General features: G+C 55.3%; 18 protein-coding genes. 2 read left to right on the top strand and 16 right to left on the bottom strand.

Going from position 1 to position 14,493, the window contains the following annotated elements; genetic code table 11:
* Window positions 1-19 precede the first annotated feature (19 nt).
* The 8 genes from OXR04_RS13475 to OXR04_RS13440 form a co-directional block, all read right to left on the bottom strand.
* Window positions 20-637: a DUF308 domain-containing protein gene (locus OXR04_RS13475; protein ID WP_267370839.1), complete on the bottom strand. Its 618-nt coding sequence runs from the start codon at window positions 635-637 to the stop codon at window positions 20-22.
* Between the two features lie 29 nt (window positions 638-666).
* A complete protein-coding gene (locus tag OXR04_RS13470) occupies window positions 667-1,242 on the bottom strand; it encodes a hypothetical protein (protein ID WP_267370837.1) in 576 nt (191 codons plus the stop codon).
* Between the two features lie 207 nt (window positions 1,243-1,449).
* Window positions 1,450-2,040: a TetR/AcrR family transcriptional regulator gene (locus tag OXR04_RS13465; RefSeq protein WP_150029102.1), complete on the bottom strand. Its 591-nt coding sequence runs from the start codon at window positions 2,038-2,040 to the stop codon at window positions 1,450-1,452.
* Between the two features lie 54 nt (window positions 2,041-2,094).
* Entirely contained in the window at window positions 2,095-2,676 is a 582-nt protein-coding gene (locus OXR04_RS13460; RefSeq protein WP_267370833.1) for a cytochrome b, read from the bottom strand.
* Window positions 2,676-3,719, bottom strand: a complete 1,044-nt coding sequence (locus OXR04_RS13455; RefSeq protein WP_267370829.1) for a catalase family peroxidase — start codon at window positions 3,717-3,719, stop codon at window positions 2,676-2,678. Before OXR04_RS13455 ends, OXR04_RS13460 begins: the two co-directional genes overlap by 1 nt.
* 313 nt (window positions 3,720-4,032) lie before the next feature.
* Window positions 4,033-4,602 carry a DUF4142 domain-containing protein gene (locus OXR04_RS13450; RefSeq protein WP_267370826.1) on the bottom strand — a complete coding sequence of 190 codons (570 nt, stop codon included), beginning with the start codon at window positions 4,600-4,602 and terminating at the stop codon, window positions 4,033-4,035.
* A 93-nt stretch (window positions 4,603-4,695) separates the two neighbouring features.
* Window positions 4,696-4,887, bottom strand: a complete 192-nt coding sequence (locus OXR04_RS13445) for a general stress protein (RefSeq protein ID WP_071987831.1) — start codon at window positions 4,885-4,887, stop codon at window positions 4,696-4,698.
* A 593-nt stretch (window positions 4,888-5,480) separates the two neighbouring features.
* Window positions 5,481-6,173 carry an SOS response-associated peptidase family protein gene (locus OXR04_RS13440; RefSeq protein ID WP_111208779.1) on the bottom strand — a complete coding sequence of 231 codons (693 nt, stop codon included), beginning with the start codon at window positions 6,171-6,173 and terminating at the stop codon, window positions 5,481-5,483.
* 135 nt (window positions 6,174-6,308) lie between these two features.
* Here OXR04_RS13440 and OXR04_RS13435 point away from each other — a divergent pair, with 135 nt between their 5' ends.
* The gene (locus OXR04_RS13435; protein WP_009092886.1) at window positions 6,309-6,512 is read left to right on the top strand and encodes a hypothetical protein; all 204 of its coding nucleotides are present in this window, start codon (window positions 6,309-6,311) and stop codon (window positions 6,510-6,512) included.
* A 99-nt stretch (window positions 6,513-6,611) separates the two neighbouring features.
* On the opposite strand, the gene OXR04_RS13430 is transcribed toward OXR04_RS13435, so the two are convergent.
* The 8 genes from OXR04_RS13430 to OXR04_RS13395 form a co-directional block, all read right to left on the bottom strand.
* Window positions 6,612-7,304 carry an amino acid ABC transporter permease gene (locus OXR04_RS13430; protein WP_267370822.1) on the bottom strand — a complete coding sequence of 231 codons (693 nt, stop codon included), beginning with the start codon at window positions 7,302-7,304 and terminating at the stop codon, window positions 6,612-6,614.
* A gap of 16 nt (window positions 7,305-7,320) precedes the next feature.
* Window positions 7,321-8,010, bottom strand: a complete 690-nt coding sequence (locus tag OXR04_RS13425; RefSeq protein WP_009092884.1) for an amino acid ABC transporter permease — start codon at window positions 8,008-8,010, stop codon at window positions 7,321-7,323.
* A gap of 79 nt (window positions 8,011-8,089) precedes the next feature.
* Window positions 8,090-8,905: a transporter substrate-binding domain-containing protein gene (locus OXR04_RS13420; protein ID WP_046102723.1), complete on the bottom strand. Its 816-nt coding sequence runs from the start codon at window positions 8,903-8,905 to the stop codon at window positions 8,090-8,092.
* Window positions 8,906-8,925: 20 nt separating this feature from the next.
* Entirely contained in the window at window positions 8,926-9,663 is a 738-nt protein-coding gene (locus tag OXR04_RS13415; RefSeq protein ID WP_009092882.1) for an amino acid ABC transporter ATP-binding protein, read from the bottom strand.
* A gap of 12 nt (window positions 9,664-9,675) precedes the next feature.
* Complete coding sequence (locus OXR04_RS13410; RefSeq protein ID WP_140029120.1) at window positions 9,676-10,242, bottom strand: peroxidase-related enzyme; 567 nt, start codon at window positions 10,240-10,242, stop codon at window positions 9,676-9,678.
* Window positions 10,239-10,721: a hypothetical protein gene (locus OXR04_RS13405; RefSeq protein WP_267370815.1), complete on the bottom strand. Its 483-nt coding sequence runs from the start codon at window positions 10,719-10,721 to the stop codon at window positions 10,239-10,241. Before OXR04_RS13405 ends, OXR04_RS13410 begins: the two co-directional genes overlap by 4 nt.
* The gene (locus tag OXR04_RS13400; RefSeq protein WP_267370812.1) at window positions 10,718-12,172 is read right to left on the bottom strand and encodes an NAD(P)/FAD-dependent oxidoreductase; all 1,455 of its coding nucleotides are present in this window, start codon (window positions 12,170-12,172) and stop codon (window positions 10,718-10,720) included. Before OXR04_RS13400 ends, OXR04_RS13405 begins: the two co-directional genes overlap by 4 nt.
* A gap of 346 nt (window positions 12,173-12,518) precedes the next feature.
* The gene (locus tag OXR04_RS13395; RefSeq protein ID WP_046102728.1) at window positions 12,519-13,478 is read right to left on the bottom strand and encodes a LysR family transcriptional regulator; all 960 of its coding nucleotides are present in this window, start codon (window positions 13,476-13,478) and stop codon (window positions 12,519-12,521) included.
* 168 nt (window positions 13,479-13,646) lie between these two features.
* Here OXR04_RS13395 and OXR04_RS13390 point away from each other — a divergent pair, with 168 nt between their 5' ends.
* Window positions 13,647-14,444 (top strand): aspartate/glutamate racemase family protein, encoded by a 798-nt coding sequence (locus tag OXR04_RS13390; RefSeq protein WP_267370810.1) that lies wholly within the window; start codon window positions 13,647-13,649, stop codon window positions 14,442-14,444.
* Window positions 14,445-14,493 lie beyond the last annotated feature (49 nt).

Here is a 14,493-nt window from a genome sequence, read left to right as displayed (position 1 = left end):
GCATGACGGCGTCAGGTAGCTACACCGTCACTTTACGCCTGCGACCATTTTTAAGAGTCAGCGTGATGGCGGAAATCAGGAAATAGAAGACGCCAAACGCCGCGTAGGGGGCAACCGTGGTGACATCCAGATGCATATCACTGCTCGCCTGCCTGAACATAAAAATGCCCGCCAGCGCAGATTGCGCACCACTTAAAATCATCGCCCACTGCCCATTGGAAGAGTTCCAGCGGCGGAGGGACGCCGAAAGCTGAAGCAGGCCCGAAAATATTGCCCAGATACCAAAGACTTTGATGGTCGCATTTATGCTGACGGAGAGTGACCAGATAATGGCCGCCGCGACAATCAGGCTCACAATCAGGTTAAATTTCTGCGGTGGATTTACCGCTAATCCGCCTGACTTACTGGCATCTAAATAATTTGCCAGGGCATCCCAGGCCGGATAGAGAATAAAGAGAACGGCTCCGATGCCGGGATGATCTTTACCAATCAACACCGCGAGTAAAATCCAGATAACAGATGCGGTCGCACGGATATAGTAATAAGACTGAAGCCATTGGTTCTGGGCGTGCGTAATAGATGGTTGAGGGGTCTGCATAATAACTCTCCGGTTTGATATGAAGGTAAATACTTTCACAGGCGCTGACTGACTCAGAGCCAGGCGTTTCAGTGAGACGGGGCAATATCATTCAGGTCGTTTTCGCTAATTTCTCTCCGGCGATAACCGGCTTTGTTTATCAGACGAACACTGCGTATTCGCAATGGCCCTCCTCTGGGGCTCAAAGCAGGGAACCGGACGATCTCAGGCGCAGTCCAGATAACAATCGGCGTTAACGGGCTCACACTTCCTGGCGGGTAAGGTGGCGGGCAGACAAACGGCTCGTCCGGGATCAGTGAATAAACGTCAGCGTCACATCTCAACGCGAGTTCATTTTTATTCATCAGCTGGCACGGCAATGAAGCAGATTCACGATGCTCATTCGCATGGCAGACGGCCTCTGTGACTCGCTTTCTGTCCGCCAGCAGTTGCGCAAGAAGGGCATCAATGTGCGTACGCTGGGGAGTGGCAGCGATTGCTATTTTTTGCCCGGCGGGCAGTGGGACCTTTTGAGCCAGTGAAAGCCGGACCTGATTCTGCAACTGCGTCTGAAAACCGGCTGCAATGGCGTCAGGCTGGTTACTCATTCTAAAACAGAATGAAGAGAGAACAGGTAATGATGGCAGAGCACGAACTGTCGTCATAAATAACTTCCTCGTGTTTGCTGAGACAAAAGCGATCTGGTCCGCCAGCGGATGCATGGCAGAGATTCCGGATAATGTAATTACCGGGGATAATTAACCGTTCTTATGGATAGCCCGCAATAAAATTCAGCAGCAGCGCGCTGAATTTAAATGAAAGCTGGAAAATAGTAACAGGTGCCGCAAAAGCGGCTATTTACCCGGACGCGATTAGTGACTTTTCAGTAATCGTTTTATTACCGGTTCGACAATTTGCAAAAATATGTCGGGATTATTAAAAGCGCGTGCAGCAATAATCGCACCATGTACCGTCGCCATAACCGATTTCGCTTCTGCTGCTGCACTTTCCTGCAGGTTAAAAACGTGGCTCTTATTTCCCCTGTCGAGCACGGCGGTCAGCCATTCCGTGAGATCGCTAAAATGTCCGGTCACTTCCTGAGCGACCTCTTCAGGTAAAACCGGTAACTCCACAGCCAGCATCACACAGATACAGAAAGGCGAGTTGTTCTCTTTTATGCAGGTGGCCCAGAAGTTCACATAGCTGTTAATCTCCCCCAGGGCATCTCCGGCGAAGTGCTGACTGATTGCCGCCATGCCTGTCTGTGCCTGCTGACGATAATCACTCACCACCGCCTGCACCAGATCCGCTTTGGCGGGGAAATGGTGATGAATACTGGATTTGCGGATTTTTACCCGCTCAGCCAGATCGGCATAGCTGAAGCTGTTATATCCGCCGGAGGTGAGCAGCATTCGGGTATGGTGCATTATTTCTTCGGCTTTCTGTGAACGTTCGGTACTCATGCATGCTCCGGCAGTTGGGATCAATTAACGGCAAATCGGTAAACGGCCCTGAACCTACTGACCGCCATGCGGGTTGTCAAGCGAGCCTGGCGCGCCTCCTTTACGCTTACTCAGGCCAGCCATACTGCTGAACACCCCATCACGGCGTATCAACCCATGGAACAGGGCAGCGGCAAGATGCAACATCACCGTCATGAAAAGGGCCAAAGCAACCCAGCTGTGAAGCGGCCGCAGCAGAGCATAGGCGTCGTTGCTGACAGGAAAAATGGCCGGCAGCACCCGGTTACCCAGGGTAATGGGATAACCAGCGGCCGACTGCATCGCCCAGCCGATGAGAGGCTGAGCCAGCATCATGGCATACAGCGCCCAGTGGGACAGATGCGCTACCCCCTTCTGCCAGCCCGGTAGCGTGGCCGGCAGCGCAGGTTTAGCGGTAGTGAAGCGCAGCCAGAGCCGCACAATAACCAGCAACAGAATCATCAGACCCAGCGGTTTATGTATGGCCACCAGCAGGCTGTGCCATGACGACACCGTGGAGACCATAGCGACACCCATAAACAGCATTGCCATGATGGCCGCGGCCATCAGCCAGTGGATGATGCGCAGTGCCGGGTGAAAAGTGTTTTTCTGTTTCATCAGTGAGCCCCGGCCTGTTCGTGGGTGCGAGCATTATAAGATTTGGCATACGCAGATGAACGCGCATTCAGAAGCGGGTCATCCGAGGCTGCAATGCCATCCGGTAAAATCAGCGGATCGTAATTGATGTCGTTACACGCGCCATCCTGCTGAGCCGTCATCGTATGGATGGTGAGGGTTCCGGCAGTGATCTTCCTGCGGTCTTCTGGCCACGCTACTGACGCATCATTGCCTTTATCCCCTGCATCCGCTTCGGTGATGATCAGGTCCCACTGCTGCGGCCCCTGTGCCAGTCGCTGCTGCAAATCGTTCCGTAAGAAGTCAGCGTCCCCCTTCTCTTTTACCGCTATCGGCTGATAGTCAGCGTGCGGCACCATACTCCAGCGCACCAGATGGGAATGGCCTGCGGCATCGATAAAATTAAAGGCGTTCAGGCTGTTAAAGCGATCGCTTATCCAGCTGGAAGAAGGCACTGCCTGCTTTGCCCAGCCAAAAAAGCGTTTGATCTCCGGGTGCTGCTGCACAAAAGCCTGAACTTTAGCGGGATCGGGTTTACCCGTTCGGGCATCCGGCAGCGTCGCGGCCTGCAGATCGTAAAAACCCTCCACGCTCTGGACCGGAAAGAACGGCATTGCACTCATGCCGGTTCGCCACTGTTCACCATTTTTCTGATAAAAGGCCAGCGCCATGCTGCGCACCGGCACCGTATAGTCAGGCGCATGGGGATTGCCGCCTGCAATTGCCAGACGACCCACCACAGGCGTCACCCCTGGCGCGAACAGCGCGGCGCGCGACAGGGCACTGGCGTTACCGTTTGCCGAAAAGTCGCCCAGAATACAGACGCCTTTAGCATGATTGCGGCGAAAGCCTGGATGCCTGCCGCCCGACTTTTCTAAAGCCGTGACCAGCTTATCCGATGTCAGCCGCGACCTGTCCAGCCAGCCACCCGCCCACAGTAAGAGCGCAATCAGCAGTAACGGTATGACAGCGATTATCGCCAGACGCGCTAATTTCTGACGGTCAGAAAGAGAAAATTTATTCATTAACACACTCAACATTGCAGAAATTAACGTCAACGCTCATCCGCGCGTCATCCTTCACGTTTTGCCTCTGACAGAACGATGAACCCATAAATCGCGCCGGGCCTGCAATGAATCTACTAGTAGGTAGGCTGAGGTGTCAAACGACTTTGCGTCTTTCTTTTAATCATCTGTGCTTCAGAGAGGAAGCTGGATGAGGGGCGTAGCAGGAGTTACAGACAGCGTCTTTTCCGGCCGGTACATCGCGACAAATGGCGTCCACTCTTCCGGACGCCCTGCCCACCCGGCACGCTGTTTACTCAATAACCTGAGCCGGTTACTGCGACATCTGTTGGGCAGATTTCAGATGCTGCTCAACAACCGGGGTATGCGCGTCGGCCAGCGCTTTTACATCCGGATCTTTTATCGTCTTAGCATCACTTTCCAGCGTTGACAGCACCATTTTATGGTCTTTCAGGCCGGCATTTTCCATATACATTTTGTCAAATGCCCCGCCGCTCTGCTTTTCCAGTTCCAGGGCCATCGCCTTATGGGTGGCATCCGGCTCAGTGGGTAGCGCGACCCCTTTTTGCTGAGCGACCGTCTGCACTTTGGTCAGGGCAGCGCCGTGATCGGCAACCATCTTCTGAGCGAAGGCCTTAACGTCAGCGCTTTGCGACTTACTGAGCGCGATTTTTGCGGCGGCAATTTCATTGATATTGGCCTGCGCCATCTCTTTAACCGCTTTCTGGTCGCCGGCGCTGAGTTTTCCGTTCGATGCGGAGGAGGCGGGATTACCGCTTTGCGGTGTGCTTGTCTGCGTCTGAGCCTGCACGCTGGCAGTAGAGAACAGGGTCACCACTGCTGAGACAGCCAGCAGCCCTTTCACCGTTTTTGTATATTGCATTGTGTGCTCCTGAACAGGGCGGGAGAAAATGAACTCTGCACGGCACAAAGTTCCGGACAAAATAGATCTGAATACCGTGCAGCAATAGCGGAGTCAGGCACGGGTTTCCTGCGTTTTACCGCGACGGCTCACTGAACCCCCTTTACGTCCCGCTTCAACGGCCCGTTCAGGGTTATTTTTAAAATTTCCACTACTGGCTTTTCCGCCAATCCGCCCTGCTTCTGAAGCCCGCTGGGGATTTTCTGCGAAATTACCCGATCCGCCTCTGTGCTTTTCCATATTCATCTCACTTTAAATGTTAAGGACTCAACAAGCGTGGTTTGAATGGTGTTTAAACACAACTTTTTATTATTAATTTCTTCAGGGAATAATCGCGCTGATTATTCCCGTTTCGATTAAAAATAAATATATAGTCTTTATAAGCAATAGCTTCACCCTGATATCTGTACCGGGCCAAAATTCACTGTATAGTTTCTTCCATGAGCTTTTAAGACGATTCTTAGTCCCGTCAATAACTCAGATAACCTGCTGCCTGATCAGCATGTTAAATAATCTTACGAGCATGATGCTACGCATAAAATCAGCAAGAGTGGCGCTAAAAGAAGAAAATCACAGGCTGCTTTTCAGAAATAAAGCGTAAGCGGCAAAAAATAAAAATCATGACCGAGATAAAAACGTCAGGCTGGAATTTTCATTAGACGTTTCCTGAATCCGGGCCAGCAGTTGTTATGAATCGCAGATAAATGAACTGTGCCAGCAAAGTACCGCTTCCCTTAAAATGCGGCAATCTGTCAGAGGGCCAGGAGCAATCCCGAATCGATGAAATTACATTTTACTGAATTTGTGCCAGCGGCGCGGGACGCAATCCGGAAATGAATTCAATCTGCGTTTCCGACTGAGTCAGGTTCAATCGCCTCAATCAGGGATTTACCCTGATTATGAATGTTGCCGACTTTGCGGGTAACAGGATGCCAGGTAAAGGCCGTCTCAGGTAAGGCTGCGTCACGTGCGATCTCCTGCGCACGTTCTGGCGTGGTTTCTGCACTCAGCCATTCGCGTACTGCATCGGCACGCAAAACCAGCGGGCGACGGTCATGAATATCGACCATGCCTTGATTGCTCGCGGCCGTTACGATGACAAACCCCTCGCGCCCGTGATCCCTGCCGTAAGGCGCCCTGCCAATCGCAGCAAAGAACAGCGGCTCCTGCTTTTTGTGGCAGATAAAATAGGGCTGTTTTGCTTTGCCGTCCCGCTTCCACTCAAACCAGCCATCTGCCGGAACAATGGCGCGTCCATGCTCCCAGAGAGGTTTAAACATACGCCCTGTGGCAGCCGTCTCACCCCGCGCATTGATGAGTGGCTGCTTGTGCCACCACTCCGGACCATAACCCCAGTTGACCGGGTCAAAGTGGATCTCCTCCTCCCGCTCATTGAGCAGCAGGACGTTTGTTCCAGGCGCAACGTTGTAGCGCCCTATCGGTTCCGGATCGTAAATGACCTCATCGGGCGTCAGCCCCAGTGCGTCAAAGTATTCATCTCTGCTGCTGTACTGCGCAAACCGTCCACACATAGTCACCTCCTCTGCAAAGGATAGTGTGTTACGGGCAGGCCGCTCAGGCTATTTTCAGGATGCGCTACTCTTATTCTGGTCAGCGTCAGCGAATACTGAGGTCACGACGCAGCTCATCAGAAAGAGGACGCGAAAATGAAAATTACGGTGGTTTTTGAAGATACAGGCGTGGAAGAAGAGCATGACTTTGACGCGAAACCCCGCGCAGGCGATTTAATTACGTTGCCGCGCGACGGAAAAGGAGAGGATTTTATCGTGCTGATTGAGCCCGATCCTGATCACACGCATGATGATGGCCGCGACGGACATCCCACTAAAGCCAGAGTCCGGCCTGCGTAGTGCCCCATTTGATTAAAATCGGCGATCCCGCGTTTAACCGATGCAGGCCGCCCGGTGTGGCATATACCGGGCGGCCCTTTCATGACAACGCAATAATCATCAGGTGCGCACGCGGAGTGCGGCCTCGATCCTGTCGGCAATTTTCGTGACCACATAGGCAATCACCATGTAGAACGCTGCCGCAATCAGGAAGGCTTCGAGATAGTAGAAGTTCAGGGCTGCCGTTAACTGGGCCTGAGCAAAAATATCCACCACCTCGATGGCAAACGCCAGCGACAGGGCTTTCATGATCACCATAAACGCATTCGCCAGGTCGGGGATTGCCGCCACGATGATCTGTGGAAACATCACCCGACGGAACAGCTGTCCGCCGCTGTAGCCGAGCGATAAGGCGGCATCCGACTGACCGCTGTCGAACGAATTCAGCGCGCCTTTCCACACTTCAGCCTGGAACGCCGCTACGCAGGCACTGAGCGCCACAATGATGATGACCCAGTTCGGCAGCGAGTGAACATTAACCGCTATTCCGGACAGCGTGGCGACAAAGTGGAGCGCCAGGGGCAGACCGTAGTAGGCGAGAAAAATCACCACCACCATCGGCACACCTTTGAAGGCAATTTTATAGGCGATGACCAGCTGCCGCAGCACCGGGATGCGCTGATGCTCAATAAAGGCAAACAGTCCGCCCAGCAGCGTCGAACAGATGAATACCGTCACTGCCATCAGCAGCGTTACCGGCACCGCATCCAGAATGCTCCAGAAGTCCGGCAGTAACACCTCAGCATCAAACATAGTTTTTCTCCCCTGCTCAGACGCTGGTGGTGAACTTCACGCGCGGTGCAGACTTAGCGCTGTACTTCGCATGACGTTGTTCGAAGAAGCGGATAACCAGCCACGCCACACCGCACAGCAGTGAATAGAGCACGGCCAGCACCAGATAGGTGCCGAACTGATACTGGTTGTAATCGCGTTCCATAATCAGGTGCGCGGTTGCCATCACATCAGCTGCACCGATGTACATCACCAGCGCCACATTATGAATCAGATAGATAATGGCATTGCCGTAGCCCGGCAGCGCAAAGTGCACCGCCTGTGGGCCGATGACACGCAGCATTTTCTGGCGGAAGCTGTAGCCCAGGCTGTCGGTGGCATCGTGCTGACCACGCTCAACCGCAAGATAGGCCGGGCGCATCACTTCCGACAGGTAACCCCCGTGATAGAGGCTCAGGCCGATCATCGCCGCCACGTTGGCGGTAAAAAAGTCGCGAAAACCGAAGTTATCGGTAATCAGTGGCATGCCGTAGAAGGCGACAAACAGCTGCAGCACCACGGGCACGCTGCGCGCGTAGGAGACATAGAGATCGGCCAGCTGGCTGATCACGGGAAGACGGCGCACGCGGAAAAACGTGGCGATAAGCGCCAGAAAGAACCCGATAATCATCGCCACAAACATGATGCCGAGCGTCAGAGGCAGCGCCGACAGCAGTTCTGGGATCATGGAGGATAGATTCACGGTGAAACACTCCTGCTAAAAAGGACAGCCTGCGCCCGATCTGACACCGGGCGCAGTGAATCTGTTACTTCATGTACTTCGTCACGTCTTCGCCAAACCACTTCTGCGCCAGCTTATCCAGCGTGCCATCCGCTTTCAGCGCCTTTAACGATTGAGCGATGTCATCACTCAGCGCCTGATTCTCAGCGGAGCGGTGGATCAGCACATAGGTGTTGTTAATCACCACCGGCTCACTGGCTTTGATCGCCAGCTTCTGGTTGTCGATGACCGTCTGCTCACCCAGATTTGACGGCAGGATCAGCGCGTCATATTTCCCGTTCTGCACCTCTTTCAGGCGATCCGGGTAAGGCACACCCGCGCTGGACGCTTTGATGGTGATTTTGTCGTTCGGATTTTCCTGCTGCCACTGGGTGACAAACTTATAGACACCACCGCCTGCGGTCACCGGCACGATATTCTTACCGACCAGATCTTTCATGCTGTTGATGTTGCTGTCGCTGCGACTGTAAATCTTCATCAGGCTGGCACCGATCGGTGCATCGGGGATCAGGAACTGTTTACTGCGGGCAGGCGCTTTATAATATCCGCCCGTCGCCATGTCATATTTGCCGGTCACCAGACCGGTTTCCTGGGCGATATCCGCCGCGCCTTCCATCACAAATTTATACTGCGGCAGTTTCGCGTTGATCGCTCTCAGCACGTCCGGCTCGTAGCCCTGTGGCTCATGGCCGATTGCGCCCCATGACAGGGGTTTGGACTCTGCTGCGGTGGCGATCTTAATGGTGCGAACGGCATCCGCAAAGCTGTTACCGCTGATCAGGGCCAGTGCGATGATGCCAGGCGCGGCCAGGCGACGTAATGTGGTTTTGATTGCAGGCATGTCTCTGACTCCTGTGTTTATTAGAATACTTTTTCTGAGTTGAGGAACTGGGCAAGGCGCGGCAGCGTGGGGTTATCAAACATCTCTGCTGGCGTCCCCTGCGCAGCCACCACACCCTGATCCATAAACACGATGCGGTTCGAAATGCTCTTCGCAAACTGCATTTCGTGCGTCACCAGCAGCGAGGTAATGCCGGATGACGCCACATCTTTGATCACTTTAAGCACTTCCCCCACCAGCTCAGGATCGAGCGATGAGGTCGGTTCATCAAACAGCATCACGTCGGGACGAACTGCCAGCGCCCGGGCGATACCGGTACGCTGTAACTGCCCGCCAGACAGCTGTGACGGATAGTGATGGTGCTTCGCCCCCAGGCCTACGCGCTCCAGCTCCTGCACGGCGATGTCGCGCGCCTGCTGCCGGGTTTTACGCTGGATGACGATCAGCGGGTCCATCACGTTCTCCAGCACCGTCATGTTCTTGAAGACGTTAAACTGCTGAAACACCATGGCGGTACGCAGACGGATCGCCTGAATCGCCGCTTTGTCGGGAGACTGATAATCCATGCGGATCTGATCGAGCTGAATCGTCCCCGCGGAGGGTTTCGCCAGATAGTTGATGCAGCGCAGCAGCGTGGTTTTCCCGGTGCCGCTTGGCCCGATGATCGACACCACATCGCCACGTTTGACCGACAGGTCGACGCCTTTAAGAATCGGGTTGCTGCCGTAAGCGAGCGTAATATTGTTGAGTTCTAACATCCGGTGCAGCCCTTATTTGTTCAGGTCAGCATGGCCGAGCACATGCATCAGACGGTTGGCCCAGCCAAAGATGGCGATGGCGTGGATGAGATCGAGGATCTCCTGATCGTTCATGCCGACAGCGCGCAGAGCGGCCACATCGTCCGGCGTCGCCTCAGAGGGCGTGACCGATAAACGACGGGCAAAGTGATAGATCGCCGCGTCGCGTTCACCTAATACATCGGCCCTGTCGAAGTAGACCGCACTGACCACCGCGTCATTCCCGGCCAGCTGGGCATGACGGCGCGCATGCACCACCGCACAGTAACGACAACCGTTGACGATGGATGCACCGAGCGCGCCCAGCTCTCGATCCGCGCGGTCCAGTCCCCCTTCAACATACATAATGGCGTTGAACAGGCCGGTGCGGGCGGTGTAGCTTTCGGGATCGTGTACCAGCGTGCGCACGTACTCTGAGATTTTCTTGTTGGAGGGCGTCACCTTCATCGCATCAAGCTGCGCCGGTGTCGCCTGTTCAACCTCGACCGGCGTGATATAGGGATGCCAGTGCAGTGGTTTGAGGTTAACTGACGGAATCATGCGGACCTCATCAGGCGTAAGCCAGCCGCGACGCGCGTCTGGAAGTTAACAAAGGCGATCAGTTCCGAGAGCGCGACGATTTGCGGATTACTTAACCCGGCCTGCTCAAGCAGCCGGATATGCTGTTCGGTCGCCTGAATGGGTTGCTGCGTCACCAGATCGGCATGGCGCACAATCGTTGCCAGCGGCTCTTCACTCACCCCACCGCCCGCGGCCAGGGTCAGCAGCACGTCAGACGGATTTAACGCCGCCAGCTGAGCCTGGTAATCCCGTTGCAGCGCGGCATCGTCGTTATGGTGTGCCATGCGCTGGGCCAGCGCCAGACGCAGATCCGCCGGTAAACCCTGTTCATCTTCGGGCGCCAGCACGGACAGACGGCACGCTTCTGCACCCTCAACAAATTCGGGGCGCAGGCGGCGCGTCTGATACAACGCCTCATCGGGTGTTAATCCCGCTGCCTGATCAATAACGTCGATCACAACGCGTTCTCCTGTTTGAGTTGTGGGGTTGAATCCACCCATTCATCGCCCTGCAATTCAGGGGTGTCATAAGCCTGTAAACTGGCGAAGTGCTGTTCGACATCCTCGGCAAACAGCGAGGCCGTTATGCCGCGCACCAGACGATCGGCCCCCGCACTCACGGCCGGAATATCGCCGGAGACTTTGCCGTGCGTCAGCATCGCGGCATCGTTAAAGCAGTGGATGTGTGCCAGCATCGGGCAGGCCCCCGGCGTCACTTCGCGAAACTCAAAGAAAGGCCCCAGATCCGGCGCGTCCAGCAGGTTCTGACGTGCTGGCCCCATCTCTGGCTGATAGCGGCCGTCGGCCCAGCTGCGGATATGCGGCGCGATGGCAGCAAACTCCGGCCGCCCGTGGAAATCGTTGGTGAAACCGGTGGCGGCAATCAGGAAGTCGTAGCGCAGTGCGCCCTGGGTGGTTTCAATCACCAGGCCCTCTGCTTCCTGCCTGACGGCGTTAATGGCACAGTCGAGAAAGAAACGTGCATTGTCATGACGGGAAACGCGCAGGGTTGACGCGCGCGGCGGCGGCGTTTGTGTCGCGGCGGTGTAGTCGACAAACTTCCATTTCCACGCATCCGGCAGAGAGTGCATGCCGTGTATTACCCCCTGGCTGCCGATGCCGGTCATCTTGTTGATACGCGGCATCGCCTTGCGCCGGATCAGCAGATCGACCGCTGCGGCACCCTGCTCCAGTGCGGTGGCGGCGTTATCCATTGACGACGCGCCTGCACCAATCACCGCCACGCGTTTGCCCTGTAACGCCGCAAAATCGATCTCATCGGCGGAGTGTGCCCAGAACCGGCGATCAATACCCTGCAGGAAATCCGGAACGGCAAACCCGCCCAGTCCTGAACGTCCGGTAGCCAGCACCAGACGGCGTGTGTAAACACGGCCGGTTTCGGCGCCGTCCAGATCCAGCGCAATGACATCTCCGGCCTGGGCGATAGTGCAGACCCGCACGTTGTTCTGCACCGGCAGATTCAGCACCCTGCGATACCAGATCAGATAATCCATCCACTGCGCTTTAGGGATTTTATCCAGCGCCTGCCAGGCTTCCTTGCCCCACTGCGCCGTAAACCATGCGCGGAAGGTCAGCGGTGCAAGACCCAGTGCCGGGCCCTGCAGCGTTTTCGGCGAGCGCAGGGTTTCCATGCGTGCAAAGGTCACCCAGGGGCCTTCCCGCCCTGCCGGTGCGGCGTCATACGCCACCACATTGCTGATGCCGGTGAGCTGTAATTTAGCGAGCGCAGCCAGACCGCACATACCGGCACCGATGACCACGACATCGCGAACCGGCGCCCCCTGCCAGGTGCGCTCCGGCACCCAGGATTTGGCGGGCAGTTCCAGACATTCCAGATCCTGCTGCAGCTGAGCTTCAAGCGCGGCAAGGCCTTTGGCGGCATACGTCATATAGAGATTTCCCTGGTGTCAGCGATCGCCGGATAGCGGGCGAAAACGATTAAAACGCGCCGATGACCCTGCTTTTTATTATCTTAAAAACACATAGTAAGCGGATAAGAATCATCATAACGCATAGTAAGAACTCAGTTTTCGCATATTCCTCTTGCCCCAAATCGGAGTCAAGAAGCACGCTCACCCATTGACCAATGGATTTCTTATATCTTATGCCGCATAAGTTATAAGCATTGAAATTACAGGAATTATTCAGAAGCCTGCGTCTGGTTAACCCTGACGGGTATCTGTTGATTTTGGCAGGACGAGAGGTCACCCTGCCGGGTGACCGTGAGAGGCGGTGTTAATTCTGGTTGATAATACGCATGATGCGGGGATGTTCACTGGCTGTCAGACGTTCAAATCCCGGCAACAGGTGTGCGGCAGCATCGGCCAGGGCCTCCACCAGCGCCTGGGCCGCACTGGAAATCTGGCGGCCCTGCGGGGTGATGACGCCAAAGAAGTAAGGAATATCTTCTTGAATCGGGCGGATTGCCACACCGGCCAGCGGCATGCCCCAGCCCGTTACCGGTTCGAGGATCGCCACACCTAATCCAGCCCGCACGCAGCCCAGGATATTGGCCGAGGAGTTGGTTTCAATGGTTTCCAGCAGCGGGGCCCTGACCTTTTTCAGCGCTTTTTCATAGCGTCCGCGTAAGCGCTGCGGGCTGAAAGGAGCGATCAGCCGGCGGCCTGCCAGCTGGCTCAGCGAAAGCTCCCGGTTCGCCGCCAGCTCATCCTCTTCCGGCAGGGCCACGACGCACTGCGACTGTCCAATCCAGTGCAGCTCAACCGCGTGATGTTCCAGAGGCAGACTGCATAAACCGATGTCAGCCTCTGCGGTGATCACCGCGTGCGCCGTCTGGACGGCAGATTCACTGATGATCTGGACTTTGTTCTGCAGGTTCAGTGCCGCCAGCGCCTGCGGCAGTAACCCGGCCGCCAGCGCAGGGGTCGCGGCAATACTGAGCGGGCGATGCTGCTGATGCGCAATCTCCTGGGCGCGTAAGCGGATCTGCTGCAAAGAGAGCAGTGCTTTTTGCACATACTGATGCAGCTGTAACGCCTCTTCAGAGGGATGAATGCGTGGGCCGTTGCGGATAAACAGGGGGTAGCCCAGCGACTGCTCCAGCTCCTGAATCAGACGGGAAACAGCGGGCTGCGAGCGGTTCAGTGCTTTAGCTGCCGCCGTGACGCTGCCCGCAGAAATTACCGCCGAGAAGGCCTCCAGCTGACGCAGATCGAGGTCATTTAACATGGTCATCGCGAAGATACTTCCCTGAGTCGTTGATCGTTCCCGACAGAGAGTCGGAAAAAAGTCATCATAGAGAGAGTGTGCAGAATTAGCCACCACGAGCAATCTGCGGGGCAGCGCAGTCTTTGATCCGCCATCACCCTGCTGCGTGTGAACTCTGGTAAAGAGATAACGGAAATGTCACCCTTCAATGATGCTGATTACTCAGGAAGGTCCGGGTATCCGGAAAGAGAATTAAGGAAAGGAGACGCTGGCGTGACGGTTTCTATAGGTGTACTTGCAGGTATGGGACCCCGTTCTACGGCCCCGTTCATTGATATGCTGGTGACAGAGTGCCAGCTGGGCTATGGTGCAAAATATGATCTGGATTTTCCTAAAATGCATATCATCTCTTTGCCGACCCCGTTCTGGCCCGGCAGAGACATTGACGATCACGCTATGGTTACCGCCCTGCAGGAGGGCATTGCCGACCTCGTTAAGGCCAGAGTCAGCCTGATAGCCGTTCCCTGTAATCTTGCACACCGCTATTTCGCCGAAATGAAAAAGGCCTGTGGAGATATTCCCCTTCTTCATATTGCAGAGAGTGCCCTGGCGTCGCTACCCGCAGAAGCCAGCAGAATCGCACTACTGGCGACAGAACCTACCCTCGAAGCCGGTTTCTATCAGGCACGCATAAAAGCGTCTGGCCGCGAGATGATTGATTCACAGCGGCCTCATGAAATGACCACAGCTTTAATCGGGCAAGTGAAAGCAAAAGGCTTCCACGATGCTGAGGTGCAGGCAGGATGGAAGGCGTTAGTCGCTGAAGTGGAAAGGCTTGAGGCAGAGGCGCTTCTGATTGCCTGTACCGATCTCAGCCCCCTGATAAAGGATCACTCTTACCGCTTTACCATTGCCGATACTGCAGCAACGCTATCCAGGGCAACCATCCAGACCTTCAGGCTGCTAAGTGGTTACAATCCAATGCCGTGGTAATCGCCACGGCATTCTGCTTTTATGTGATGATACGGCTGGAAGCCGATCC

The sequence above is a fragment of the Pantoea sp. GM_Pan_3 genome (assembly GCF_026541045.1).
GTDB classification, from domain to species: Bacteria; Pseudomonadota; Gammaproteobacteria; order Enterobacterales; family Enterobacteriaceae; genus Pantoea; species Pantoea anthophila.
The sequence above is the reverse complement of the archived record's forward strand: the minus strand, read 5'-3'. Positions and strand labels throughout refer to the sequence as shown.